This is a genomic window from Citroniella saccharovorans (genome assembly GCF_035481615.1).
GTDB classification, from domain to species: Bacteria; Bacillota; Clostridia; order Tissierellales; family Peptoniphilaceae; genus Citroniella; species Citroniella saccharovorans.
In genome coordinates this window covers 294,453-321,171 of record NZ_JAYKOT010000001.1, presented here as the reverse complement: position 1 = coordinate 321,171, position 26,719 = coordinate 294,453, and the positions used below count along the sequence as shown (strand labels likewise).

Genomic DNA, 26,719 nt, shown 5'->3' with positions numbered 1-26,719 from the left:
GAAGTACTGTTAAACACCACTCTTTTCTTCCTATATCAGAATAATTCTATATTGCCAGTAAGCATCTTTAAAATAATAATCAAAGCTATTTGCACCTGGACCTCTATATCGAAGAATTTCTGAATTAGCTAGATTAAATGATTCAATTTTTTTAACCTTAGCAGCTTTCACATCTGACCAGCTAAAACAAAATACTTATAAAATTAACACTTAAATTTTTTATTCACATTCCCTCCTTAAATTTGTTGGTCTATAATAATAGACTATCAAAATAAAATATTTATGTCAAATAATGGAAATAAGTTTACTAATAAAAAATTTAATTACATTTATAAATAGCTCAAAATTATCTTCCATGAATCAACAAGATCATCTAAACTATATCTAGCATTAAGAGGGCTTGTAGATGGAAGCTTAATTCCCCTAATAGAAAAATCTTTCAAATTATTTTTCTTAAAATACTTATAAGAAGTAGCCCCATTTAAGAAAACTTCTCTAATTTCAGAATTTTTTATAATAGACTCAATATCAGATAAAACTACATTTTTTATACTGGAATCACTGGACATAATAATATCACACTGAAAAATAGAATCATAAAGGGCAATTTTATTTTCACTTAAAAATTTTTTTCTCTCATCAATATCTCTAGAAAGACTAGTATTAAATAGAATTTCCATAAGCTTCCAAAATCTATTTTGAGGATGACCATAGAAGAATCCATACTCCCTAGTTTTGATAGAAGGAAAGGAACCTAGTATTAAAATTTTAGAATCTTTTTCGTAAAAAGGATTTAAAGGATGGATAACTCTTTCATAGCCGTCTAGTTTTTTCATAAAAACCTCCTATATCAATTTAAATTTAAAGTGTCATATAATATATTAAATAATTTATATAATTAGAAAACGAATTATTTATCATAAAAGTTAGCTTATTCATAAGTATCTATTAGTAGAAATACAGTAATTAATCTAATATAGAGATTTTTTCTATATATTCTTTTATAAATTTATCCTATAATTCTACTTTCAAACAAACTTTAATTAAATCTTTTTTATAGATTTTTCTATTAATTATAATTCTTACTTAGTAAAAGGCGTTTTATTTTTTCAAAACTTATACTTAACTCTTTATAATAAAATTATATAATTTATCTCTTTCAATTTTTTAAAGTTTTGTTTTTTCTATAATTGTGCAGGCTAGAAAATTTTTTTTTCTTTAATTTCTTATTATTCTAACCTTTCCCAATATTTTCTTTAAGACTTGTTTTATAAATTTGTATTATTTATCTCTTACCCAATTTTAAATACTGTTATATAAACTTTTCTTTAAACTGTTTTTTTTAACTTAATATAAGGTACTTTATATTTGTTACAGAATTTTTTAAGCCTTTGTGAATAAATAATTTTGTAACTTTTCTTTTTCTATCCTTAAGCTTTTGTTTCATATTTTTTAATTCTATAGGCTTACAAAGTTTACTTAGTTTTATTTTATAGAATTTTTATTAAATTTACTTTCCTTAAAAATTTATTCAGATTTTATTTTATAATTTTTCTATTAATTATTTTTTTTAAGTAAAGTAAAACTTACTTTGCTTTTTTTAAATCTTTATATTAAGTACAATTTTATTAACTATTCTATAATCTATCTCTGAAGTTTTTTAAGTCTTATTTTAAATTTTTCTATAATTCCACATGCTTACATAGTTCATTTAATTTTATTTTATAGAATTTTTTTATTAATTTTACTTTTTTAAAAATTTACTCAGATTTTATTTTATAATTTTTCTATTAATTATTTTTCTTAAGTTAGTAAAACTTACTTTGCTTTTTTTTAATTCTTTATATTAAGTACAATTTTATTAACTATTCTATAATCTGTCTCTGAAGTTTTTAAAGTCTTATTTTTTATTTTTCTATAATTCCACATGCTTACATAGTTCATTTAATTTTATTTTATAGAATTTTTTTATTAATTTTACTTTTTTGAAAATTTATTTTTCTTGTTGAAAAAAATATTTTATCATAAAGCTTATAATAGATCATGACTATTAAAACTGATATAAAATTTATACTTTTTAATTTTAGTAATAAATTTTTAAATACAAAAAAAGCATCCAACAATGGATGCTCTCTTCGTCTGGCACCGTGCTACTCTCCCAGTTCGTTTCCAAACTAGTACCATCACCGCTCGGAGACTTAACTTCTGTGTTCGAGATGGGAACAGGTGTATCCCTCCTGCTATTAGCGCCATACATATAAACCTTAAAACTTAAGATTTAAGTATTACTTAAAGTAATACATATATCCGGTCAAGGATTCGAATTATTAGTATCAGTTAGCTGAAAATATTACTATTCTTACACCTCTGACCTATCTACCAGATTTTCTGTCTGGATTCTTAAAGAAATATCATCTTGAGGGGGGCTTCGTGCTTAGATGCTTTCAGCACTTATCCTTTCCAAACGTAGCTATTGGGCTCTGCTCCTGGCGGAACAACCCATACACCAGAGGTTTGTCCATCCCGGTCCTCTCGTACTAAGGACAGCTCCTCTCAAATTTCTTACGCCCACGACGGATAGGGACCGAACTGTCTCACGACGTTCTGAACCCAGCTCGCGTGCCTCTTTAATGGGCGAACAGCCCAACCCTTGGGACATACTCCAGCCCCAGGATGAGACGAGCCGACATCGAGGTGCCAAACACCCCCGTCGATGTGGACTCTTGGGGGGTATAAGCCTGTTATCCCCGAGGTAGCTTTTATCCGTTGAGCGATGGCCCTTCCATGCGGTACCACCGGATCACTAAGTCCGACTTTCGTCTCTGTTCCACTTGTTGGTGTCACAGTTAAGCCTGCTTTTGCCTTTGTACTCTTTGAATGATTTCCAACCATTCTGAGCAGACCTTTGAACGCCTCCGTTACTCTTTAGGAGGCGACCGCCCCAGTCAAACTGCCCAACTGACAGTGTCCCTGTACCAGATTCATGGCACCAGGTTAGAATTCAAAAGTTAAAAGAGTGGTATCCCAAGGGTGACTCCACTAAAACTGACGCCCTAGTTTCTTTGTCTCCCACTTATCCTGTACATTTAACTCCTAAATCCAATATCAGCCTGCAGTAAAGCTCTACGGGGTCTTTCCGTCCTGTCGTGGGTAATGCGCATCTTCACGCATACTACAATTTCACCGGATCCATTGTTGAGACAGTGCCCAAATCGTTACACCTTTCGTGCGGGTCGGAACTTACCCGACAAGGAATTTCGCTACCTTAGGACCGTTATAGTTACGGCCGCCGTTTACTGGGGCTTAAGTTCTAAGCTTCGCCTTGCGGCTAACTCTTCCCCTTAACCTTCCAGCACCGGGCAGGTGTCAGCACCTATACTTCATCTTTCGATTTAGCAGATACTTGTGTTTTTGGTAAACAGTCGCTTGGGCCTATTCTCTTAGGCCGAATTTTGCTTTTAAAGTAAATTCTATACAATCTTCGGCATCCCTTCTCCCTAAGTTACGGGATTATTTTGCCGAGTTCCTTAACAATGGTTCTTCCGCGCGTCTTAGGATTCTCTCCTCGCCTACCTGTGTCGGTTTGCGGTACGGGCAATTACTTACTCGATAGTGCCTTTTCTTGGCAGCCTGGAATCTACTACTTCACTACTTATTTTTCGCTCCTCATCACATCTCGGTATTTTTAGCTCTGCGGATTTGCCTACAGTGCCTACCTACTTGCTTGAACGTACTCTTCCTTCCGTACGCTTAGTATATCCTTCTGCGTCAACACTTCTCTCTAACGCTTGTAATTGGTACTGGAATTTCAACCAGTTGTCCATCGCCTACGCTTTTCAGCCTCGGCTTAGGCCCCGACTTACCCTGAGTGGACGAGCCTTGCTCAGGAAACCTTGGGCTTTCGACGGGTGAGATTCTCACTCACCTTTTTCGCTACTCATGCCAGCATTCTCTCTTGTATAGGGTCCAATTTGCCTTACGACTTATCTTCTTCCTCTATACATTGCTCCTCTACCGATTAGTTACCTAATCCCAAAGCTTCGGTAATGGATTTTAGCCCCGTGTATCTTCGGCGCATTACCACTTGACCAGTGAGCTATTACGCACTCTTTGAATGTATGGCTGCTTCTAAGCCAACATCCTGGTTGTCTGAGTAGTATTACATCCTTTTCCACTTAATCCATATTTAGGGACCTTAGCTGTTGATCTGGGTTCTTTCCCTTTTGACTATGAAGCTTATCCCACATAGTCTGACTCCTATTTATATATATCAGGTATTCGGAGTTTGATAGGCTTTGGTAACGTCTAACGCCCCTTAGCCATTCAGTGCTCTACCCCCTGTATACTTAAAATAAGGCTAGCCCTAAAGCTATTTCGAGGAGAACCAGCTATCTCCAGGTTCGATTGGCTTTTCACCCCTATCCACAAGTCATCCGATAACTTTTAAACGTTACCCGGTTCGAGCCTCCAGAGAATTTTACTTCACCTTCACTCTGCCCATGGATAGATCACCTGGTTTCGGGTCTACACCATGCAACTTATTCGCCCTATTAAGACTCGGTTTCCCTACGACTTCGTAACTTAATTACTTAATCTTGCTGCATAGCGTAACTCGCTGGCCCGTTCTACAAAAAGTACGACATCAGAGCTTATGCTCCTCTGTCTGCTTGTAAGCATAAGGTTTCAGGTTCTATTTCACTCCCCTCCGGGGTTCTTTTCACCTTTCCCTCACGGTACTTGTTCTCTATCGGTCACTAGGTAGTATTTAGCCTTAGGAGATGGTCCTCCCATGTTCACGCATGATTCCTCGTGTCGTGCGCTACTCGTTTGCTAAGTCCACTTTACTCTTTCGACTACAAGACTGTTACTTTCTTTGGTGCTTCTTCCCAAAAGCTTCGTCTAGATTTACGCTTCTCTTAGCTGGGCTCTTCCCCGTTCGCTCGCCGCTACTTAGGGAATCGATGTTTCTTTCTTTTCCTCGGGCTACTTAGATGTTTCAGTTCGCCCGGTTTAGCTCCTGTAAAGCTATTTTGTTCACTTTACGGTACTTGAAGTTTGTTCAAGTGGGTTTCCCCATTCGGATATCTGTGGTTTATCGTATATTTGCTACTACCCACAGCTTTTCGCAGCTTATCGCGTCCTTCTTCGCCTCCTAGTGCCAAGGCATCCGCCTTATGCTCTTTGTTTCTTGACCGGAAATATCTATCACTTTAATTCTATTTTCTCTTCTTTGTTTGAAGTTTCTTTACTTATATCTCTCGTTCTATTGGTTTATATTTAGTTTTTATGGTTCGGTATTTTTTATGACCAAATTTTAGAAGTACTTTGACGGAACACATACATCCTTAGAAAGGAGGTGATCCAGCCGCACCTTCCGATACGGCTACCTTGTTACGACTTCACCCCAGTCATTAGCCCTACCTTCGGCACCTGCCGTGAAGCTCAGTGACTTCGGGTATTTCTAACTCCCATGGTGTGACGGGCGGTGTGTACAAGACCGGGAACGCATTCACCGCAGCATTCTGATCTGCGATTACTAGCAACTCCGACTTCATGCACTCGAGTTGCAGAGTGCAATCCGAACTGGGATCGGCTTTATGAGATTCGCTTAATATCGCTATCTTGCTTCCCTTTGTTCCGACCATTGTAGCACGTGTGTAGCCCAGGACATAAAGGGCATGATGATTTGACGTCATCCCCACCTTCCTCCGGTTTGTCACCGGCAGTCTACTTAGAGTCCTCACCCGTAGTGTTAGTAACTAAGTATAGGGGTTGCGCTCGTTGCGGGACTTAACCCAACATCTCACGACACGAGCTGACGACAACCATGCACCACCTGTATGGCTGCTCCGAAGAGGGCACGTATCTCTACGTGTTTCACCCATATGTCAAGCCCTGGTAAGGTTCTTCGCGTTGCCTCGAATTAAACCACATGCTCCGCTGCTTGTGCGGGTCCCCGTCAATTCCTTTGAGTTTCACACTTGCGTGCGTACTCCCCAGGCGGAATGCTTAATGTGTTAACTGCGGCACCGAGGTTTGACCCCCAATACCTAGCATTCATCGTTTACGGCGTGGACTACCAGGGTATCTAATCCTGTTTGCTCCCCACGCTTTCGTACCTCAGCGTCAGTTTGTGTCCAGAAAGTCGCCTTCGCCACCGGTATTCCTCCTAATATCTACGCATTTCACCGCTACACTAGGAATTCCACTTTCCTCTCCACTACTCAAGTCTACTAGTTTCAACTGCTTAATAGGGTTGAGCCCTACGATTTCACAGATGACTTGATAGACCGCCTACGTACCCTTTACGCCCAATAATTCCGGACAACGCTCGCCCCATACGTATTACCGCGGCTGCTGGCACGTATTTAGCCGGGCTTCCTCCTAAAGTACTGTCATTATCTTCCTTTAGGACAGAGCTTTACAATCCGAAGACCTTCTTCGCTCACGCGGCGTCGCTGCATCAGGGTTGCCCCCATTGTGCAATATTCCCCACTGCTGCCTCCCGTAGGAGTTTGGACCGTGTCTCAGTTCCAATGTGACCGTTCACCCTCTCAGGCCGGTTACCCATCGTCGCCTTGGTGAGCTTTTATCTCACCAACTAGCTAATGGGACGCGAGCCCATCTTACACCGATAAATCTTTGATATTTATTTCATGCGAATTAAATATTTCATAAGGTATTAATCCCGGTTTCCCGAGGCTATCCCTTTGTGTAAGGCAGGTTGCTCACGCGTTACTCACCCGTCCGCCACTTTCCATTTGATCTATTCGACCGAAGTTTCATTTCTCAAATTTCTCGTTCGACTTGCATGTGTTAGGCACGCCGCCAGCGTTCGTCCTGAGCCAGGATCAAACTCTCAATAAAAAGTTTGATTCTAGCTTAAACATTTAAATTATTTTTCGTACGTTTCCTCAAAGTACTTCTTTAATTGTTTGGTTCATTGCCGCCTCTCTTGAGGTGCCTAATTAGTATATCAGGCTTTTTTCCTTTTGTCAACACTTTTTGAAAAGTTTTTTTACTTTTTTTATTTCTTGTTAACTTGGATTTTACTTCAAGATGAAGCAACTGTTATAGTATATCAGCAAAAAAATCATTTGTCAAGTCTTTTTTAAAAATATTTTTAAATTATTTTCTTGATTAGGATTTTTTTGGATACAACTTTTTTATACTAACATCCTTTTTTTTATTTGTCAAGGGTTTTTGAAAAGTTTTTTATTTTTGCCTTTCCAAAGCTTTTTACGACTTTTACAAATTCTTCTATATTCTCTATTGGACATGTTTTAGCTATATCACATCCTGTTGCAAAGATTAAACCACTTTTAGAATCTTTACAGTCCTCATATATTATTTCTAGCTTTTCTCTTATATCTTCTTTTTTCCCAAATTTCATTACATGGACAGGATCAACATTTCCCATTATGGCTATTTTATCTTCTAGAGCTTCTTTAACTTCTTTCATATCTTCTATATTATCTACGCTAAAAATGCTTATATTCATTTCTTTTAAAAATGGCCACATTTTTTTGCTTTTACCACATATATGGATCTGAGGCTTTATTCCTGTTATTTCTCTTATTTTATCAACTAGTCTTGAAAAGTATGGTTTTGAAAATTCTTCATATTGTTTAATAGATATTAGGTTTAGTGAAGATACCGGATCTGCTATATGGAATCTTGTTTTTCCAAATTCACTTGTAAAGGCTTTTACCCATTCTATATTTAATTCTAAAGATAGTTCTAAAAGCTCTTTTAATTTTTCCTTGTTTTTTCTTGTGTCCCTAAGGATATTTTCTGCACTTCTAATTCCGCTGGCAGTTGTAAATGGAGCATTCATTCCTGATCCTATATGAATGAAGTCATTTCTTTTTTTAATATTTCTACCAAATTCTATTATTTTTTCAAATTCTCTTTTTACATCATTTTTCTTTTGATAAAGTTTTTCTAAGTCTTTATAATCTTCGAGCACAAATTCCTGTACCATTTCATTTCCATGTTCATTTACTCTAACTTTAGAACCCAAAAATTTTCCAATAGTACTTTGTCCATACCCTATTCTAACTAGATCTGTATCGAATTTATTAAAGGCTTCTCTTATGACTTCATCATATACTTTTTCATCTTGTAAGTCATTGTGGTCATATCCCATAAAGTGTGCTAGTGCCTGTGTTGATGAGAAGACTTCAAATGGAAAAGAATCTACTTCTTCTCCATTTAAATATCTCTCTAGTCTTTCATAGCTTTTCATAGTGATCTACCTTCTAATTCTCTCTTCTGTTTCTTTGTCGAAAATTCTTACATCTCTTGGATCAATATAAAAAATTGCTTCTTCTTTTGTTTTTGGTTCTTTATTTGAAAAATCTCTAAAAAGAACTTCTTTGTCATTTATTGTAAGATATATATATTTTTCAGATCCTAAGTTTTCTATTTTTTCAATTCTTGATTTTATTTCTAGATCGTCAGAATGTTTTTTTGTAAATGAAATTTTTTCTGGTCTAAAACCTATATAAACTGGCCTATCTAGTTTAAAATCATGCTTATATCCGTTGAATCTTGTGTCATTTGAGTCAAACTCTAGGAAATTCATTGAAGGAGATCCTATAAAGTCAGCCACGAATTTATTATTAGGATCCTCATATAATTCTGTACCTGTTCCCTTTTGCTGAATTATTCCATCATTCATTACAACGATTAAATCTCCCATTGTTAGAGCTTCAATTTGATCGTGGGTTACATATATAAATGTTTTATTTAATTTTTTTTGAAGTCTGGATATCTCTACTCTCATCTGAACTCTAAGCTTTGCATCTAGGTTTGAAAGAGGCTCGTCCATTAAAAATGCTTTTGGAGACCTAACTATACATCTCCCTAGGGCAACTCTTTGTTTTTGTCCACCTGAAAGTTCTTTAGGTTTTCTTTCTAATAGTTCTGATAGGCCTAGGGACTGAGCTACCTCATCTACTTTTTGATTAATATAATTTTTGTCTAATTTTCTTATTTTTAATGGATATGATATGTTTTCCCTAATTGTCATGTGTGGATATAGGGCGTAGGATTGAAAGACCATAGCTAAGTCTCTATCTTTTGAAGGAAGGTCGTTTGACCTTACACCGTCTATATATATTGATCCTTCGCTTATACTCTCAAGTCCTGCTATCATTCTTAATGTTGTACTTTTGCCGCAGCCTGAAGGGCCAACCAAGACTACAAATTTTCCATCTTCAAATTCTAGATTTAAATTTTTTACTATATAATTCTTTCCATCGTATGTTTTCTTAACATTTTCAAGTTTAATAGTCAGTTTTTTCACTTCCTCTCAATTTGGATAATTTTTTATTTTGTGAAAATATTGTAATTTTATTAAATTTTTGTCTTTTTGATATTTTCATAATATTTATTTTCTATACTTCTATCCCTTAACTCCATCTGTAGTCATTCCTTGTATAAGTTTCTTTTGTATGCTAAGGAAAATTAAAAATGGTGGAAGACTTGTTATAACAGATGCTGCCATTTGTAGTTCCCAGCGAGTTTTATAAAGATCTTCAAAACTTGTAAGTGCTTGGGATATTGTTCTTAAATTAAAGGATGTTATAAATGTTCTTGCAAATACTATATCTCCCCATGATGCTATAAAGGCAAATAGGCCTGCTGTTATAATTCCTGGCATGGCAAGAGGTAGTATTATATCAAAAATTCCTCTTACTCTTGAGCATCCATCCATCCAACTAGACTCTTCATAGTCTTTTGGGATTTGGGAAAAGTATGAGTATAGGAGCCAAATTGTCATAGGCAAACTGCTTGCAAGGTTTGCAACTATTAGTGAAATTCTTGTATCTAGTAAATTTAAACTTCTAAATGTTAAATACATAGGATTTACTAAAAGAACCGGAGAAAACATCTGAGTTAATATTATTGCCATTAGAAAAGTTTTTTTACCAATAAATTCAAATCTAGTTACGCTATATGCTGCAAGTATTCCTATAATAATACAGAGAATCATAACTATTAAAGATATAAAAAGGGAATTTAAAAATGGATTTAGGATCGATTTTTCTCCAAATAAAACCTCTTCGTAGTTTACTATTTGAGGGTCTTTCACTATCCACTTTGGTGGCCATTTTATTAGATCGTTGTAGCTTTTTATTGATGATGATATCATTACAAAAACTGGAAATAGATGAAAAATCATTAAAATTCCAAGAACAACTGATAATATTATTTTCTTTATATTTTTAGCTTTCATTTTCTTTAAATCCTTTTATATAAAAACTTGTAAGTATCATAAGAATAATTACTGTAAATATTGACAAACTAGCTGCTAGACCGATATTAAATCTTGAAAATGCTTCTTGATAGATTTTCATGATTAAAGTTTCAGTAGATCTCATCGGTCCACCTTCTGTTAGCATAAATATTACATTAAATGAGTTGAAAGTCCAGATAGTAACTAATATAGTAACTGTCATAAATACTTTTTTTATTCCACTTAAGGTAATATCTTTAAATATTCTAAGTCCCCCAGCTCCATCCATTTCTGCCGCCTCGTATAGACTTTTTGGAATCTGTTCTAGGCCAGCTAAAAACATCATACAAACAAGGGGTACTCCCATCCAAGCATCTATAAAGGATACTAGGTAAAATGCTGTCTTGGGATCAGATAGGAAGTAAAGACTTTTATCTATTATTCCAAGTTTTTGTAAAAAATAATTTATATATCCATAATTGCCGTCTAGCATCCACTTCCAAATTGTTGAAACTGCAACTTGAGGAATTGCCCATGGAATAAGTATTAAAAATCTATTGAGCTTTTTTAAATAAATATCTTTATGAAGTATATATGCAAATAAAAATCCTAAAGAAATTTTAAAAAATACTGTTATTAATGTATATTTAAATGTTATAGATAAACTTTTTATTATTTGCCTATCGCTTAAGAAACTTTTATAATTTTCTAGTCCGACAAACTGCATATCTGATGTTAAAAGACTTACTTTATTGAAGGACTGTATAAATGTTAAAATAATAGGATACCCATATAGAGCCAGGAGTATTATAACTCCTGGCATCAATAGTACATAAGGTATCCATTTTCTTGAATTAGTATTTTCTATTTGTTTACTTCTTCTTGACATGTCTTTAACGCCTCTTCAGGACTAGCTTGTCCAGTTAAGCCTTTTTGAACTGCAATTGTGAAGCTCTTATTGAATTCATCCCAGTTAGGAACGTGTGGTTCTGGAATTCCATTTGGAATAATTTCCATAAAAGGTTTCATATTTTCCTCTTTATATCTATCTCTTGATTCTTCTGCTTTAGTTACTGGGAACCAGTTATAAGCATCAGTTACAGTTTTTTGAATTTCTGGATTTATCATAAATTCTATAAATTTGAATGCTTCATCTTTATGTTCTGATATTGAAGACATAACATAAGAGTCAGTTACTAGTGTTACAGATTCTTGTTTTCCTTTTGGAAGTTTTGCTATACCATATTCAGCATTAGCTTCATCAAGGTTAGGAATTTCCCAAGCACCAGAAACAAACATAGCAAGGTCTCCATTTATAAACATCTTAGATTGTTCATCTCTCTTTGTAGAAACTGGATCTGGAATAATATCCTTAAATTTAGATAGGAATGTTAATGTTTCAATGTTTTCTGGACTATCAATTACAAAGTTTCCATTTTCATCAACTATTCTTCCGCCGCCTTGGTAGAAGAAGTTTAATAATTCATCTGTACCAGATTGAATATCTGTAGGGAAAGCAAATCCTTTCATATTATTTTCTTTGGCTACTTTTTCACTTATTTCTAATAATTCATCCCATGTAGTTGGTGGCGCTTGAATTAAATCTTTTCTATAAAATAAAGCTCTTGATGAGAACGCCATTGGAATACCATATTGGCCTCCATCAATCTTACCAGTATCCATTACATTACTAACTCTTTCTTTTTGAATTTCATCAGTAATATATGAATCTAAGTTTTCAAGAATTCCAAGTTCCTTAAATTGTTTAAGTGATCTTGATCCAAGAAGCATTATATCAGGAGATTGTTTTGCTTGATATAATTGAACAACCTTTGAGTTTAATTCTTCCCAACCTGCTGAAACAACTTCGATTTTAACATTTTTGTTTTCACTTTCGTATTTTTCAATTGCAGAACTTAATTGGTCTTTTAAATATCCTTCATCAAATCCTGGAACTAATACTTTTAGTGTTACTTCACCTGTGCCAGTATTATCACTAGTAGAAGTTTCAGTTTTACCATTAGTATTGTCATCTGTTTTCTTACCATTGTTTGCATCTTTTGTACATGATGCAAATATCACCATAGCTAAAACAAGTGATAAAATTAACCTAAATTTTGCTTTCATTTCTTCCTCCTAATAAGCTTTTTTAAAAAGAAATTTAAAAACTAGTTTGTAAAAATAGTATAGTTTTTTAGATTTTCTTTTCTTAAAAGTATTAAAAATATTTTAGTTAAGTAAATACAGTTTAAAAATTATAAAAATAATATAATTTTTAAAACATCTACTTACTAAATATAGATTAGCATTGTAAATTTTCTTTGTCAAGAAATTAGTTGGTTGTTTATATATAAAGTGTTTTTTTTAAAATGTTTTAAAATAAAAAAATCCAAAAGCAATATTTGTAGTTAAAAATAACAAAATCTAAATTTTATCTTAAATTGTTGAATAGCTAAAATTTTCTTAGCGCTTAGCTTAATTTAGGATATTTTTAGTTTGTTTTTCTATCTAATATTATACTGCCTTTGAATTTTATAATCTTATATTTTTTCTAATATTTTAATAATTTTAATCTTCAAGATTTAGGTTCTTTTTAAATCTTTCAATTATTTTTTTCTCAACTCTGGAAACTGTCATTTGGGAAATTTTTAAAGTTTTAGAAATATAAATTTGAGTCTTCTTTTCAAAATATCTTAATTTTAAGATTTGTTTTTCTAATTCTTCCATCTCGTTCATAGTTCTTATAACAAGATCTTTAAATTCAACATTATCAAATGTATCGTCAACTTCTCCTATAATGTCTCCAAGGGAAAGCTCTTTATCCCCATCATTTCCTACAGTTTGGTCAAGTGACTGAGGAGCATAAACTTTTCCAGCTTCTACTGCTTCTAGAACTTCTTCTTCTGTAATATTTAAATAATCTGCTATATCTTTTACAGATGGGACTCTTTGAAGCTGCTGGCCAAGTGTGCTTCTAGCTATATTTACTTTTTTTGAAAGTTCCTGAATTCTTCTAGGTACTCTAATGACCCAGCCCTTATCTCTAAAGTATTTCTTAATTTCTCCAACTATAGTAGGGGTGGCAAATGAAGAAAATTCAAAGCCTTTTTCAACATCATACCTATCTACTGCTTGAATTAGTCCAAGGGAAGCAACTTGGTAGAGATCATCATATTCTATTCCCTTTCCAGTATATTTTTTTGCTAAAATATCTGCTATATATAGGTGTTTTTTAATTAAATCATCCCTGAGTTTTTTATCTTTGCTTTTTTTATATTCTAAAAATTCTTCTTTTATTAGATCTTTTTCCGACTTTTTATCTTCCAGCTTTTTACTTTTATCTACCATGATTATTTACCTTTTAATAATTTAAAAGATATTTTATCTTCATCTAAAAAAACCTCATCAGATAAGGCCTTCAATATTTGAACTCCTAAATCTTCTTTATTTATTATAGTTTTTTTATCTCCCCTAACTTCGATTTCTATAGATTCATTTTGAAGTTTATAGGTAATGTCTATTTTGTCTGAGTCAATATATAGATTGCAGGCTTCTTGTACAATTACTCTTAAATCTTCTATTTTTTCTATGTCAAAATCTAGGCAAGAAGCAAGAGAAGTTGAGGTTAGTCTTACAGTTTTCATATATTCGCTTTTTGAAGCAATTTGTAATTTTATAATATCCATATTAATCCTCTAACTTAAATATCTTATCTAATTCAGTAATAACAAATATTTTTTTAACACTTTTTTTAGGATTAATTATTTTAAAATCATTTTCCTTTTCTATGTTTTTATATAGGGAAATGAATGCCCCTAGGCCTGTTGAGTCAATATAATCTAAATCTGTTAAATCTACAATAACATCTTTTTTATTCTCATTATATTTTTCTAATAGCTTGTCTGAAAAATTTGTGGATGAGTAAATATCTAAATCTCCCTTTAGTTTTACTACTAACTTGTCATCTTCTTCAAATATAATATCTAAAGCCATATTACACCTCTTCCTCAATAAACTTAGTAACAGCCACTATTTTATTAGTATTCTTATCAATATCTTTTATTTTTACTCCTGATGTGGATCTTCCTTGAGTTGATATATCTTTAGCATTTAATCTTATTATGTCATTATTTAATGATGCAAGTATAATATCGTCTTTTGCATCCAAAACTTTAGCTCCAACTAAATTTCCAGTTTTTTCCTTAACTCTATATGTTAGTACTCCCTTACCTGCCCTATTTTGAGCTGTATAATTACTAATTAAGGTTTTCTTTCCATATCCAAATTCACTTGCTACGAATAGATACTTAGAATCGTCAATTATTTCCATGGAAACTAAACTATCATCTTTTGATAAATTAATTCCTTTAACTCCTAGAGATTTTCTTTGAGAAGGTCTAACCTGGTTACTTGAGAACCTAATTGACATACCATGCTCTGTAACTAAAACTATATCTACATCATCATGAGCTTGCCTAATTGAAACTATCTTATCACCTTCTCTAAGGTCTGTAGCTATAATACCTGTTTTTCTAATATTCTTATAGGCATTAAGTGGAGTTTTCTTAACTAGGCCATTTTTAGTAGCGAAGATAAGATAATCATTTTCTTCTTTTACTGGAACTATAGCTATAACTTTTTCATCTTTTTCAAGAGTTAGTAGATTAACTATATTTGTTCCCCTTGAAGTTCTCCTGCCTTCTGGTATTTCGAAGGATCTTAAAGAATATACTTTTCCAATATTTGTAAATAAAAGAATCTCGTGATGGGTATTTACTATAAACATATTTATAGCAAAATCATCTTCTTTAGTTCCAAGTCCTACAACACCTTTACCTCCTCTATTTTGAACCTTAAATTCATCAACTGGAGTTCTCTTAACATAACCTTGGTTTGTAAGAGTTATTAAAACTTCTTCTTTTTCTATAAGCTCTATTGTATCAATCTCTTTTGCATCAGGTAGGATTGCAGTTCTTCTCTTGTCTGCGTATTTTTCCTTAATTTCATTTAATTCTTCTTTTATAATATTTTTTAAAAGTCTATCACTTGCTAGTATCTCTTTTAATCTAGCTATTTCTTTGATTAAATCTTCATATTCCTGATCAAGTTTTTCTCTTTCAAGACCAGAAAGTCTTTTTAATTGCATATCTAATATAGCTTGAGACTGTCTATCTGTTAACTTAAATCTCTTATAAAATATTTCCTTAATTTCCTTATCAGAATAAGTATTTCTAATTATTTTTATAATTTCATCTATATTATCTATGGCTATTTTTAAACCTTCAATTATATGAGCCCTATCTTCCTTCTTTTGTAGGTCGAATTTAGTTCTTCTTGTAACAACTTCGATTTGATGGTCTACATAGTATTTTATAAGGTCTTTAAGACCTAGAGTTTTTGGAATTCCATCTACTAAGCAAAGATTAATTATTCCGAAGGTTGTTTGCATTTGAGTATATTTGTATAGATTATTAAGAACAACACTACTATTTGCATCCCTCTTAAGCTCTATTACTATTCTCATTCCCCTTCTATCAGACTCATCTCTAAGGTCTGATATACCTTCTATTCTCTTATCTTTAACAAGATCTGCAATTTTCTTGATTAGATTTGCCTTATTTACCTGGTATGGAATTTCAGTAACTATAATTTTTTCCTTGTTTTTAGACTGTTCTATCTTTGCTTCAGCCCTTAAAATTACCTTACCTCTTCCAGTTTCATAAGCATCTTTTATGCCCTTTACTCCCATTATATTTCCATAAGTTGGAAAATCAGGACCCTTAACAACTTGCATTAACTCTTCCAAACCTACATTTTCATCTTCAAGATAAAGGTCTATCGCATCAATTATTTCTCCTAAATTGTGTGGAGCCATATTTGTTGCCATACCTACAGCTATACCACTTGATCCATTTACTAAAAGATTTGGAAATCTTGCAGGAAGAACAGCTGGTTCTTCTTCCGATTCATCGTAGTTTGGCTGAAAGTCAACTGTCTCTTTACCAATATCTCTTAAAAGTTCAGTTGTAAGTTTTGTCATCCTAACTTCAGTATAACGCATAGCAGCGGCTCCATCTCCATCAACAGAACCAAAGTTACCCTGACCATCCGCTAAAAGATATCTTGTTGAAAAATTTTGAGCAAGTCTAACAACTGCATCATAAATAGCAGTATCTCCATGAGGGTGATATTTTCCCATTACATCCCCAACAAGTGCTGCAGATTTTCTATAAGGCTTATCTGGAGTTAAGCCAAGCTTGTGCATACCATAAATTATTCTTCTATGAACTGGCTTTAGCCCATCTCTAACATCTGGTAGGGCTCTTGCAATAATAACACTCATAGCATAATCAAGATAGGCATTTTTCATTTGCTCTTCAATATCTACTTCTTCTACATTTACATGCACATATTGATCTAAATTATCTGTCATTTTTCCTCCCTTTCTCTTAAGCTTGAGCGTCTATATTCTTAACGTATTTTGCATTTCTTTCAATAAATTCTCTTCTTGGCTCGACCTTATCTCCCATAAGAGTTGAAAAAACATCATCTACTGAAGTCGATTCATCATCTAAATTTACCCTAAGAAGAACCCTATTATCTGGATTCATAGTAGTCTCCCAAAGCTGATCATCATTCATTTCTCCAAGACCCTTATATCTTTGGATTTTGTGACTATCTCTTCCTAACTCATCTAGACTATTTTGTAATTCCTCTTCCGTATAGCAATATTTTACAACCCTATTACCTTTTTTAATTCCATAAAGTGGTGGCTGGGCAATAAATACATGGCCATGTTCAATTAGAGGTTTCATAAACCTGTAAAGAAAAGTTAAAAGTAAGGTCCTAATATGAGCACCATCAACATCGGCATCGGTCATAATAATAATTTTTCCATACCTAAGTTTACTTAGGTCAAAATTTTTACCAAAGCCTGTCCCAAAAGCAGTTATCATAGCTTTAATTTCTTCATAACCTAATATTCTATCTATTGTGGCCTTTTCAACATTCATTATCTTTCCGCGAAGTGGAAGTATAGCTTGAAAAACTCTATCTCTACCAGTCTTTGCAGAACCTCCCGCAGAATCCCCTTCGACTATAAAAACTTCTGTTTCTTCAATATCATTTGACTGGCAGTCAGCTAATTTTCCTGGAAGGGTTGTATTATCTAAAATAGATCTTTTTCTAGTTAAATCTCTAGCTCTTCTTGCAGCTTCTCTTGCTCTTTGGGAACTTAAAGCCTTATCTATAATAACCTTAGCAATCTTTGGATTTTCTTCTAAGAATGCCCCAAATTTTTCTGAAAAGAAACTATCTACTTCTCTTTGAGCTTCGTTATTACCAAGTTTCGCCTTAGTTTGTCCTTCAAATTGAGGATTTTCTATCTTAACACTTATAATTGCAGTAATTCCCTCTCTTACATCATCACCTGATAGGTTTTCTTCTTTTTCCTTTATTAAATTTTTTTCTCTTGCATATGCGTTAATGGTTCTTGTTAAACTTGTTCTAAAACCTATTAAGTGAGTACCACCTTCAGGTGTGTGAATGTTGTTTGCAAATGAAAGAGTATTTTCAGAATAAGCATCAGTGTATGCTAGGGCTATTTCAATATAAACACTATTTTGCGATCCTTCAAAATAAATAACGTCCTTATGAAGTGGAGTTTTTGACCTATTTAAATATTCAACATAAGACCTAATTCCACCTTCGTAGTGAAACTCTTCTCTTTCTCCAGTTCTTTCGTCTTCAAGGGTAATTCTTATTCCCTTATTTAAAAAGGCCATTTCCATAAATCTTTTTTCAAGTGTACTATAATTAAATTCAACAGTATCAAAAATAGTGTCATCTGGCTTAAATTTTATGGAAGTACCAGTTTCCTCAGACTTTCCAATTATTTCTAATTCAGTTTTAGTTTTTCCTCTTTCAAACTCCTGCTTGTAGATATTTCCATCTCTTTTAACTATGGCTATTAAATGTTCAGAAAGTGCATTTACAGCAGAAACACCTACACCATGTAGACCACCTGAAAATTGATAGGCTTTTGAATCAAATTTTCCTCCAGCATGAAGGACAGTAAGTACAGTTTCAAGAGTAGATTTACCAGTTTGTTTATGTTTAGAAACTGGAATTCCAGAACCATTATCCACAACTTCAAGATAACCATCTTTATATATTTTTATATTTATTGTATCGCAGTCTCCAGCTAGGGCTTCATCTATAGAGTTATCAACAACTTCATATACCAAATGATGAAGTCCTCTTTCTGAGGTTGAACCTATATACATTCCAGGTCTTAATCTAACTGGCTCTAAGCCCTCAAGAACCCTAATATTATCAGCTGAATAGTCTCTTTTATTTGTCATTTTTCACCTAAATTACATTATCCTTTCTTGTAATTTCTCTTTTAATCTCTTAGAGCTAAAACTAGTTTTATAGATAACTTTTCCATCTTTTCCACTTGTAAGTACTAGAGATCTTGCTTGTGAATCCTTGGTAAGATTAATAATACTTGCATTTTTCTTGTAGTTTAAAACTAAGTTTTTCTCCTCCTCTATCTCTATTGCGTTATTGTAGTCTAAAATACATACAATATCGTCTACATTTATTAAATTTTTATCTCCTAAATCTAAATAAAATCTCAATTTTCTCTTACTACTCCCTCTCTAATATAAAATATCTTTGCATCTAATCCTTTATCTAGATCATTTGTCGTAATTATTGATTGAGAATCCTTAATAATTTCTAGAACTCTTTTTCTTCTATCAAAATCTAGTTCAGAAAAAACATCATCCAATAAAAATATTGGTGAACTACCTTTTATTTTTTTTATATTCTCCAATTCAGCTATTTTTATAGAAAGAATAATTGACCTAATTTGTCCTTGAGATGAAAATTTTTTAGCTGAAAAATTATTTATCTTAATATCAATATCATCTCTTTGAGGGGAAAAATATGTATATCCCCTTTCCATATCCTGATCAAGCCTTGTCATTATTTTATAATAAATTTCATCCTCTTCAAGTCCATTAAAAAAAGAAAGATAATTAAGTTCTAATTTTTCACTAGAGTCCGTTAAAAAACTATGAACTGACCTAGCTGTATAATTTAAACTTTTTATATATTCCCTTCTAAGATAGGATAGGCTTTTAATGTAAGTGGATAAGGACTTAGTAATTGCAATTATTTGTTCTTTTTTATAGCTTGTATTTTCTCTTAAACGAAGTATATTATTTCTAGCTAAAAGAAGTTTATTAGTATTTAAAAAAATCTTTTTATAAGAAGGTTTTAAACTAATAATTTGGTTATCTACAAGTTCTCTTCTAAGCTGAGGCCCTTCCTTTACTACTCTTAACTGATCTGGTAAAAAATATACTATATCAAATTGATTATTCATCTCCTTTAAAGAGTCCACTTTTAAACCATTGATTTCAATATATTTTTCTTCCCCTATTTCAATCTTTATAACTTTTCTTCTGTTTTTCCTTACAATATGACCAAAAAAGACTTGAAGAATTTTCACCAAATCGTATTATATCATTATCTTTTATTTTTTTAAAAGAATTCGCCCTAGAAAGATAGTAAATAGATTCTATTAAGTTGGTCTTACCTTGAGCATTTTTCCCAATCAAAATATTGGTGTTTTTAGTAAAAGTAACTTTTTCTTCCTTGTAATTTCTAAAATTAATTAGTTTTAAATGTGATATATACAAGTTAATCCTCTTTTATTCAATTAAAAAAATCTTACCCATCACTTCTACTTTATCACCCTTAAAAAGTTTTCTACCTCTTCTTTTTTCACTTTCTCCATTAACCAAAATATCTGAATTTTGAATAATAAATTTTGCATCAGTTCCACTTGAACAGATATTAGTAAATTTCAAAAGCTGGTCTAATTTGATAAATTCTGTACTTATTTTAACCTTTTCCATCTAAAAATCCTCACTTTTTATCCTAACAGGAAGTACTAGATATGAAAAATCTATCTTTTCTAAATCTTCTACAATAAGGCATGGGTCGTTTGATCCTGAAAAAAGAACTTTTACCTCATCTTTAGATAAGACCCTAAGACCATCTAAAAGATATCTGTAATTAAAGGCTATATTTATCCCTTCTCCCTTAAATTCTTTTATTTCAACAATTTCAGATCCCTTACCTATTTCATTGTTGGATGTAATATTTAATTCTTTTTCATTAATATTTATCTTAATTAACCTGGTGTTTTGGGAAGTAGTTATAAGAGATATTCTTTCAAGGGCGTCAATTAATGACTTTTTATCACAAGTAAAAGAGCTTTTAAAGTTACTTTCTAAAATTCTTTCATAATCAATAAATTTACCATCTATAAGCCTAGTGTAAAATCTAGTAAATTCAAGGTCAAACAAAATATGATTATTATCAAAATATAAATTAAATGAAAGATCATCAGAAGATTCAAGAATTCTAGATAATTCTATAAGCGCCTTTGATGGGATGATACTATAAACTTTTCTATCCAAAACTTTTTTAATCTTTGATGAACTAATTCTATAACCATCAAGGGCTATAAAATTTAACTTATTGACATCTCCATCTAGAAGAACTCCCATAAATTGAGGTTTAGAGTCATTATCTGCGACAGAAACTAAAGATTTTTTAACAGCTTCTAAAAAGAAATCTTTTTCAAAAACAACTCCATTTTCTTTCTTAACCTCAACCAAACTTGGATAATCTTCTTTTGAAAAGGCTGATAGAGAGAAAAATGAATTTTGACATTTAATATCCACTTTTTTATCGTCTGCCTTAAACTCTATAGTATCAGAAGGTAATTTTCTTATTATATTTCCAAGTAAAGAACCCTTAATAACAGCTGCTCCAGATTCAATAACTTCTGCATTTTCCTCTGTAACTATAGAGATTTCAAAATCTGTTGATGTAAGACGAATGCTATTATTATCAAATGCCTCTATAAGAATACCCTCTATCACTTCCATAGTAGTTCTTGAAGAAATTGCTTTTTGAGAAATATTTATTGCGTTTAAAAAATCTTCCTTGTGAATTCTAAATTCCATTTTATCCTCCCATTATTGTTATTATTATAAAAGAGTAGAAGTAATAGTAGTATATGTTTAAACTGTTGATAAGTACTTAATATAATATAATTAATAGCCTTTAGATACTTGATAATTATGTTAATAGCTTACTTATAAATATCTTAGATATTAACATTATCAAGATAGTATTTTTTATCAGCTAAAATTAAATACTTATAAACATCTTATGAACATAACTTATAAACAAATGTTACTTACTTCTAATAATTTCCGTTATTTTTTCAATGTCATCTTTTACTTTGTTGTCTGTTTTTACAAGATCTTCTATTTTATCTATTCCATGGATTACAGTTGAGTGATCCCTATTAAAAGAAGAAGCAATTTTTAGTAGGGAAAGGTCAGTTAGTTTTCTAGATAAGTACATGCCAATTTGCCTTGGAAGAGCTATATTTTTTGATCTTTTTTTAGATTCTAGATCATTTTCTTTTAAGTCATAAAAACTAACAATAGTATTTTTTATAAGTTCAATAGTAATTTCTACTTCTTCAGTGTCACTTATTATTTTAGATAGAACTTCCTTTGCAAAGTCCAGATTCATATTTTCAATTTTCATTAAAGACTTGTAGGCAGCAACTTTAAGTAGGGCTCCCTCAAGTTCTCTGATATTAACTTTTACATTCATTGCAATATACTCAATTACATCTTCAGGAATATCTATTTTTTCTGTTTCTACCTTATTTTTAAGTATAGCAACTCTCGTTTCAAAGTCAGGTTTTTGAATATCGGCAATAAGTCCCCATTCAAACCTAGATACAAGCCTATCTTCCAGAGTTTTAATCTCCTTTGGTGGTCTATCTGAAGATATGATAATTTGCTTATTATTTGAATAAAGTTCATTAAATGTATGGAAAAATTCTTCTTGAGTACCTGTTTTACCTGCAATAAATTGAATATCATCAATAAGTAAAACATCAATATTTCTGTATTTTTTTCTAAACTCCTCATTTTTCCTTGTATTTATAGATCTAATAAGTTCATTTGTAAATGATTCACTACTTAAATAAACTACTTTCTTTTCTGGAAAACGCTCAAGAATAGCCTTAGCAGTTGCGTGCATTAGATGGGTCTTACCTAGGCCCGCTCCGCCATATATAAATAGAGGGTTAAAACTTCTGCCTGGAGATTTTGAAACAGCAATTGATGCAGAAAGTGCAAATTCATTCGACTTACCGGCAACGAAATTTTCAAAAGTGTACCTATCTGAAAGACCTATTTCTTCAAATTTATAATCCTTTGAGTCATCGTATTTTAAAAGCCCGTCTTCCACCATACTTTCATCATTTCTTTTTTCTAAATCATCTTTATTAAAAGCATTAGTTTCATCTGAAGAAATATCAAAGTTTTCCCTATCATTTTCAGATACTTCTACATTATCCATAGAAGGATCAGTTACATAGATTTTTATATCTCTAGAAGTAATAGATTTTAAATATTTAGCCATACTATCAGCATATTTTAAATTTATCATATTTCTAGTAAATTCATTTGGGGCATGAATAGTTAAAACATCATTTTCAAGGCTTTTTGGCTCAAGCCTACCTATCCAAGTATTGTAAATCATCTCCGTTAATTCACTTTTAAAATAATTTGTAACATTTTGCCATATAAGGGCTAGTTCATCCATACTTATCCTTTCATTATCAACATAAATATAAAATTAATTAATAAATCCTATTTCTTTAAATGGCTTAATTTAGCCAATATAATTAATATAAAAAAATTTTAAACTTATGCACAAAATTGTGGATAACTTTTATAAAGTTATCAATATATATATGAAATATAGTTATATTCGGTATTTAAAGGGAAAAAATCAAAAACTTATCAACAACTTATCCACAAAATGTTTATTAAATATTCTTATAAATAATTTTTATACTATAATTATAACATATACTAAAAAATAATTTTTTAAAAACATTCTATTTATTAATTTTCTTTAATTTTATTTTGAAAATGAAAAATGAGTCCTTCCTTTCAGCCTTATATTCAAATTTATAGTTTGAAAGTAAGTTTCTAACAATATAAAGTCCCAGGCCATTGCTATTTTCTTTGTTAGCATCAAAGTTTACTTCAAATATTTTTTCTAAATCTAAGTCTTTGTCATTTTTAAATGTGTTTTCAATGAAAAAATAATTTTCCTTTATTCCTATATTTATAAGTCCACTTTCTTCTGTATATTTTACAGCGTTACTCATAAGATTTGATAGGATAATTTTTAAGGCTGTTTTACCAATATATATTTCTTCATTTGATAAATTATTTGAAATTTTAATATTTTTTTGATTAGCTAGAACTCTATATTTTTCTATTACATCTTTCATAAGCTTATTTATAAGTAAAACTTCTTCATCATCTCTTAAATTTTCTAGGGATGAAACTGTTAAAATCTGAGAAATATTTTGACTTAGGCCATCAACTATTCCTATACAATTTTCTATATAAAGGTCCCTATTTTTATATTTTCCTATATTATATTTCATATTTTCTAAAATTATTTTTAGGCTGGCAAGTGGAGTTTTTAATTCATGAGATGCCCCCCTAAAAAAATCGTATTTTAATTTTTCTAATTTTAAAATTTCCTTGTTTTTTATCTCTAAACTATCTATTGAATTTAATAGGGTAAGATATAGCGCGTTAATCTGGTCTTTTAACTGACCAACTTCATTTTTTGAGTCTACAATTAGTTTTGCATCCCTATCTAGGCTCATCATTTTATCAGTAATATTTTTTATTTCTTGAATATTATTTTTAATTGACTTTGCGTACACTAGAGAAACCACTATTGAAAATAAAAAGGAGATTAGAAGGGAAAATGGCAAAAATTTAAAACTTAGATTTTTTGCATCTTTTTGCATATCAGCAGTAGATATAAATTGCAAATAGACTTTTTCTCCATTGTTCGTTGAAATTTCTCTCTCTTCTATTATTAGAGAGTTGTTTTTGCTATCCATGTCGATATTTAAGTCTTTTTTTATCTTTACTTCATTTGACCTATTCTTATCTCTTACAAAAGCTTTGATTTCACTATTTTCTGAGTAAAAGTCTAGGGATTTTTCTATATAAGACAAATCTTTTTTATCTAAATTAGCTGAAATTTCATTTGCTTTGGAAGTTATTTCTTCCTTTCTAGATTCCAGATATTTTTTTGGAAAAAGAAAAAATACTAAAAGGTGAACTAAAATAATAATTATAGCAAGTACAGAAAAAATCTGTATAAACATTTTAGGAAATATTTTTAAATTTTTCATTTTCTCTCCAATTTATATCCTACATTTCTTATTGTTACAATACAGTCAAGATCGAGTTTTTTTCTAAGTTCCTTTATATAAACGTCTATTACCCTATCAAAAGGAATCTCATCTGTCTCTTTCCAGACATTTTCTATTATTTGGTTTCTTGTAAGGGCTTGGCCTTCATTTTCTAAAAGGTACTTTAGTATTTCAAGTTCCTTTGCATTTACATCTACACTTTTTCCACTTATGCTTGCAGTGTAGCTTGTAAAATTTACCTCAGTATCCTTATATTCAAATTTTTCTATTTCACCAAATGATTTTTGTATTTGTGAATCGACCATAGCCTTAAGTACAGCTAGTGAAAAAGGCTTTTCTATGTAGCCGTCTACTAGGTTTGTAAAGGCATTTATTTTATATTCTTCGTCGCTAAATGCTGTAAGTATAAGTACGGGAACTTTGCTAGTTTTTCTAATTTCCTTTAAAACCTCTAAGCCATTTATAAAGGGTATTTGAATATCAAGTATTACAAGATTTATATCTTTATTAAAATTTGATAGAGCCTGTCTACCGTCTTTTGCTTCAACAATAGAGTATCCATATTCTGATAAAAATTCACTTATTCCCTCTCTTATCATAGAATCATCTTCAACAACTAGTATTTTCATTCCTCTCTCCTTTTCTATTTATAAATCAATTATATATTATTTTCTTTATATTATATAATATATTTTTCTAATAAAAAAATAATATCGGTGCCAAAGCACCGATAAAATTAGTTGTTATCAATTAGTAGTTCCTTTGGTTTTTTCTTCAGTATTCCATAAGAAGATAGGAATAGAGAGATTAAAAGAACGACTGACATAAATATAATAACATAAATTAATGATTTAGGGGAAATATTTATATCTAAGCTAGTAAGTGTTTTATTGAATCCATCAACTTCAGCTCCACCTCCTAGCTGAGATGACTGAGCCTGTTTAGATACTTGTTTTGCTATATCTCCTGTTACCTTATTTAGAATTTTATTTCCCATAATTTTTCCTGTGTAATTAGCTAAGAAATATGATCCTATAAAGGCTGGGATTGATATAAAAATTAATTCAGTGACAAATTGTCCAAAAATCTGCGCCTTTGAAATTCCAAGTGATAAGAATACTGCAATTTCTTTTTTTCTGGCATTCATCCATAAAAATAATAAAAGAGCTACTACTATTCCGGCAAAGACTATTGAACCTATAAATAATTTATTTGCAATTCCATAAATACCAGAAATTGACTGTTGAAGCATTGGATAGTTTGATGAACTTTTAATTAAGTTATATTCTTTCCAATTTATATCTAGATTTCCTAGATTTTTTATAACCTTATCTAGATTTTTATCTCCTTTTACAAAAAATGTTGCGTCTTGATATACAGCTGTATCTTCCGTATTTCCATAAACTTTTGCAGCTGTATCTATATCTGTAATAAGAGTATTTTCATAAAGCTCTTGAGCTGCACTTACACCGCCCTGATTGTGACCATCAAAAAGTCCCTTGATTTCAACTTCTACAGTTTCATCAGCTCCTTTTTCATTGTCCGCATCGAATAAATTGGATTTAATTTTTATTTTATCTCCAATTTTTAAATTATTTTTCTTCGCTAAATCAGTGTGCATTAATATTTTATTTTTATCTTGATTTTCTAAGTGACTTCCTTCTACTAAGGTATATGCACCAGATACAAACTTGGTTTCTTTAGATGAGTCATTAACTCCTGTAAGCATTACTGTTCTTTTGAAATTTTTAGCTCTTTCTTCAGATAGGTTTGAAAGAGTTTCTTCAGTTTCTATAATATCATTATCTACTAGGTCTGCTACGCTATTAATTCTCTTAACATAGCCGTCTATTTCTTCTGAGTCAGATATTTTTTTTATGTCCTCTCCCTTAACATTTCCTGCTCCCCTTGGAGTTCCTGGATTTACCTGCCTATTTATTTCCATGGAGAAACTGTTGGTAATATTTCCAAAAGTTTCTTCGGATGCCTTATTAGTTGCATCTTTTATTGATAAACTTATTAGGCTAAGAGTTGACATTGATAGTACAACTAAAAGTATTATAAGGGATTTTAAACTTTTTCTAGTTACATATGCTAAAGCGTTTTTAATCAAT

The 26,719-nt window shown here is 31.5% G+C and carries 20 protein-coding genes and 3 rRNA genes; all 23 read right to left on the bottom strand.

The window, feature by feature from the left end:
* Nucleotides 1-329: 329 nt before the first annotated feature.
* Nucleotides 330-836: a DNA-deoxyinosine glycosylase gene (locus VLK81_RS01520; RefSeq protein ID WP_324618744.1), complete on the bottom strand. Its 507-nt coding sequence runs from the start codon at nucleotides 834-836 to the stop codon at nucleotides 330-332.
* A 1,301-nt stretch (nucleotides 837-2,137) separates the two neighbouring features.
* Nucleotides 2,138-2,254: ribosomal RNA gene (gene rrf / locus VLK81_RS01515) — 5S ribosomal RNA — on the bottom strand.
* Nucleotides 2,255-2,307: 53 nt separating this feature from the next.
* Nucleotides 2,308-5,194, bottom strand: a 23S ribosomal RNA gene (locus VLK81_RS01510).
* Between the two features lie 155 nt (nucleotides 5,195-5,349).
* Nucleotides 5,350-6,867: ribosomal RNA gene (locus VLK81_RS01505) — 16S ribosomal RNA — on the bottom strand.
* Together the 16S, 23S and 5S rRNA genes form the textbook arrangement of a ribosomal RNA operon.
* A gap of 319 nt (nucleotides 6,868-7,186) precedes the next feature.
* Nucleotides 7,187-8,248, bottom strand: coding sequence for a uroporphyrinogen decarboxylase family protein (locus tag VLK81_RS01500; protein ID WP_324618743.1), 1,062 nt, complete (start codon nucleotides 8,246-8,248; stop codon nucleotides 7,187-7,189).
* Nucleotides 8,249-8,254: 6 nt separating this feature from the next.
* The gene (locus VLK81_RS01495; RefSeq protein WP_324618742.1) at nucleotides 8,255-9,310 is read right to left on the bottom strand and encodes an ABC transporter ATP-binding protein; all 1,056 of its coding nucleotides are present in this window, start codon (nucleotides 9,308-9,310) and stop codon (nucleotides 8,255-8,257) included.
* A 99-nt stretch (nucleotides 9,311-9,409) separates the two neighbouring features.
* The gene (locus tag VLK81_RS01490; protein WP_324618741.1) at nucleotides 9,410-10,243 is read right to left on the bottom strand and encodes a carbohydrate ABC transporter permease; all 834 of its coding nucleotides are present in this window, start codon (nucleotides 10,241-10,243) and stop codon (nucleotides 9,410-9,412) included.
* A complete protein-coding gene (locus VLK81_RS01485; RefSeq protein WP_324618740.1) occupies nucleotides 10,233-11,132 on the bottom strand; it encodes a carbohydrate ABC transporter permease in 900 nt (299 codons plus the stop codon). The genes VLK81_RS01490 and VLK81_RS01485 overlap by 11 nt, the downstream gene beginning before the upstream one ends.
* On the bottom strand, nucleotides 11,108-12,370 hold the full coding sequence (locus VLK81_RS01480; protein WP_324618739.1) for an ABC transporter substrate-binding protein: 1,263 nt from the start codon (nucleotides 12,368-12,370) through the stop codon (nucleotides 11,108-11,110). Before VLK81_RS01480 ends, VLK81_RS01485 begins: the two co-directional genes overlap by 25 nt.
* Before the next feature lie 441 nt (nucleotides 12,371-12,811).
* Nucleotides 12,812-13,591: a SigB/SigF/SigG family RNA polymerase sigma factor gene (locus VLK81_RS01475; protein ID WP_324618738.1), complete on the bottom strand. Its 780-nt coding sequence runs from the start codon at nucleotides 13,589-13,591 to the stop codon at nucleotides 12,812-12,814.
* A gap of 2 nt (nucleotides 13,592-13,593) precedes the next feature.
* Complete coding sequence (locus tag VLK81_RS01470) at nucleotides 13,594-13,929, bottom strand: ATP-binding protein (RefSeq protein ID WP_324618737.1); 336 nt, start codon at nucleotides 13,927-13,929, stop codon at nucleotides 13,594-13,596.
* A 1-nt stretch (nucleotide 13,930) separates the two neighbouring features.
* Nucleotides 13,931-14,236 carry an STAS domain-containing protein gene (locus VLK81_RS01465; RefSeq protein WP_324618736.1) on the bottom strand — a complete coding sequence of 102 codons (306 nt, stop codon included), beginning with the start codon at nucleotides 14,234-14,236 and terminating at the stop codon, nucleotides 13,931-13,933.
* A 1-nt stretch (nucleotide 14,237) separates the two neighbouring features.
* A complete protein-coding gene (gene gyrA, locus VLK81_RS01460; RefSeq protein ID WP_324618735.1) occupies nucleotides 14,238-16,676 on the bottom strand; it encodes a DNA gyrase subunit A in 2,439 nt (812 codons plus the stop codon).
* 16 nt (nucleotides 16,677-16,692) lie between these two features.
* On the bottom strand, nucleotides 16,693-18,606 hold the full coding sequence (gene gyrB, locus VLK81_RS01455) for a DNA topoisomerase (ATP-hydrolyzing) subunit B (RefSeq protein WP_324618734.1): 1,914 nt from the start codon (nucleotides 18,604-18,606) through the stop codon (nucleotides 16,693-16,695).
* Between the two features lie 12 nt (nucleotides 18,607-18,618).
* Nucleotides 18,619-18,885, bottom strand: a complete 267-nt coding sequence (locus VLK81_RS01450; protein ID WP_324618733.1) for an extracellular matrix/biofilm biosynthesis regulator RemA family protein — start codon at nucleotides 18,883-18,885, stop codon at nucleotides 18,619-18,621.
* Complete coding sequence (gene recF / locus VLK81_RS01445) at nucleotides 18,882-19,763, bottom strand: DNA replication/repair protein RecF (RefSeq protein WP_324618732.1); 882 nt, start codon at nucleotides 19,761-19,763, stop codon at nucleotides 18,882-18,884. Before recF ends, VLK81_RS01450 begins: the two co-directional genes overlap by 4 nt.
* Complete coding sequence (locus VLK81_RS01440; RefSeq protein ID WP_324618731.1) at nucleotides 19,696-19,953, bottom strand: AAA family ATPase; 258 nt, start codon at nucleotides 19,951-19,953, stop codon at nucleotides 19,696-19,698. Before VLK81_RS01440 ends, recF begins: the two co-directional genes overlap by 68 nt.
* A 12-nt stretch (nucleotides 19,954-19,965) precedes the next feature.
* Nucleotides 19,966-20,172, bottom strand: a complete 207-nt coding sequence (gene yaaA / locus VLK81_RS01435) for a S4 domain-containing protein YaaA (protein ID WP_324618730.1) — start codon at nucleotides 20,170-20,172, stop codon at nucleotides 19,966-19,968.
* Nucleotides 20,173-21,291, bottom strand: a complete 1,119-nt coding sequence (gene dnaN, locus VLK81_RS01430; protein WP_324618729.1) for a DNA polymerase III subunit beta — start codon at nucleotides 21,289-21,291, stop codon at nucleotides 20,173-20,175. It abuts the gene before it with no gap.
* A gap of 232 nt (nucleotides 21,292-21,523) precedes the next feature.
* On the bottom strand, nucleotides 21,524-22,957 hold the full coding sequence (gene dnaA / locus VLK81_RS01425; RefSeq protein WP_324618728.1) for a chromosomal replication initiator protein DnaA: 1,434 nt from the start codon (nucleotides 22,955-22,957) through the stop codon (nucleotides 21,524-21,526).
* A gap of 298 nt (nucleotides 22,958-23,255) precedes the next feature.
* Nucleotides 23,256-24,584 carry a sensor histidine kinase gene (locus VLK81_RS01420; RefSeq protein WP_324618727.1) on the bottom strand — a complete coding sequence of 443 codons (1,329 nt, stop codon included), beginning with the start codon at nucleotides 24,582-24,584 and terminating at the stop codon, nucleotides 23,256-23,258.
* The gene (locus tag VLK81_RS01415) at nucleotides 24,581-25,234 is read right to left on the bottom strand and encodes a response regulator transcription factor (RefSeq protein WP_324618726.1); all 654 of its coding nucleotides are present in this window, start codon (nucleotides 25,232-25,234) and stop codon (nucleotides 24,581-24,583) included. The genes VLK81_RS01420 and VLK81_RS01415 overlap by 4 nt, the downstream gene beginning before the upstream one ends.
* 107 nt (nucleotides 25,235-25,341) lie before the next feature.
* On the bottom strand, nucleotides 25,342-26,718 hold the full coding sequence (locus tag VLK81_RS01410) for an ABC transporter permease (RefSeq protein ID WP_324618725.1): 1,377 nt from the start codon (nucleotides 26,716-26,718) through the stop codon (nucleotides 25,342-25,344).
* Between the last annotated feature and the right edge of the window lies 1 nt (nucleotide 26,719).